1 protein-coding gene and 1 pseudogene are annotated in these 1,451 nt (G+C 51.7%); both read left to right on the top strand.

Translation table 11 applies throughout. From position 1 onward, the window contains the following. Window positions 1–382: 382 nt before the first annotated feature. Window positions 383–616, top strand: a pseudogene (locus BN1127_RS22825) (DUF4172 domain-containing protein); the annotation flags it as partial. Between the two features lie 66 nt (window positions 617–682). Next, a partial coding sequence (locus BN1127_RS13860; RefSeq protein ID WP_231557490.1) for a Fic family protein occupies window positions 683–1,451 on the top strand: 769 nt, incomplete at its 3' end.

Below are 1,451 nucleotides of genomic sequence, written 5' to 3' on the forward strand. Positions count from 1 at the left end.
GGTCATGGGTAATCAGGAAACTAAATTTCCCTATAATTATTCACAGTGATGGCATAGCGAGTACCATCAGGCATATGAGTGAGCAGACCTAAGGGCATCTGCGTGTGCGTGGCTTCATGCAGCGCAAGCTGCAAGCTCCCAAAAAGCATTCGAAACGAAAACGAGCTCCCGCCTTGTCTATCTACTGGTTGCTGTAGCGCCACACAGCATCAATAAATCCAGTTTTTCATTAGCTCCGGTCTGAGATTTTCAACCTAGATCTCCATCCTCATTACCAGCTCTGCTGGTCTGCTGCATGTGTTATATTCGGCTCAAACATTGAGCTGAATGATGGGCTGGGTCGGCTCATTATTGAGACCCTAGCACGTTGGATGAGGAAATAATGGAACCATTTTGGATTTGGCAACAAGCCGACTGGCCCCATTTTCGTTGGCAGGATAGCGAGATATTGCCCAGATTACGGCAGGTTCAACGCAGGCAGGGAATTCTAATCGGTAGTCATTTCAGATTGGGGAACTCCGACCAAGCGTTAGATACGTTACTGGCTAACATCATCTCCTCATCCGCTATCGAAGGCGAACGTCTCAATGCCCAATCCGTGCGATCTTCCCTGGCTAGGCGGTTAGGGAGCTCACAAACTCAGTCCTATCCAGTATCAGAGCGCTCAGAGGGGCTCGCGGCAATGATGCTGGATGCCATCGACAACCATGAACAACCACTGACAATTGAACGACTTTACCAATGGCATCGTTGGCTGTTCCCCGCCAACGAATGGTCGGTGCAGCGACTGAACGTAGGGCAGTTGCGAGGAGATGAGCCGATGCTGGTTGTCTCTGGGCGTGTTGATCGCCCTACCGTGCATTTTGAGGCTCCACCCAGAGCAGCTCTGGACGATCAACTGGCCGCGTTTATCTTCTGGTTTAACCAGACTCGGCATGATCCAACGATAGATCCCCTTCTTCGTGCGGCGATCTGTCATTTCTGGTTCGTGACCCTGCATCCCGTTGATGATGGCAATGGGCGGCTCACGCGGGCATTGACCGATCTCGCGCTGTCACAGGCTGACAGCCAGGGCATCCGTTTGTATGCCATGTCAGTCGCTATTCTAGAATGGCGGGCTGACTACTATCGGGCACTGGAGTCAACACAGAAGGGCACGCTGGATATCACATCCTGGCTTTGTTGGTTCCTCGACACACTGGATTACGCCATAGAGCTGGCATTACAGGTTATTGCTCGTTCTCTTGCCAAGGCTCATTTTTGGTTGCGGCACTGTCATGACAGTCTGAGTCCAGAGCAAACCAAAGTGCTGAATCGTTTACTGGATGGCGGCGAACAGGGTTTTGAAAATGGCATCAGTGCCAGTCAATATCAAAAAGTCGCCGGAGTCAGCAAGGCGACTGCCACACGCCATCTGGCTGAACTGGTGGAGCAGGGTGAGAGCGTGAACA

The organism is Aeromonas media (assembly GCF_000819985.1).
Lineage (GTDB): Bacteria > Pseudomonadota > Gammaproteobacteria > Enterobacterales > Aeromonadaceae > Aeromonas > Aeromonas media.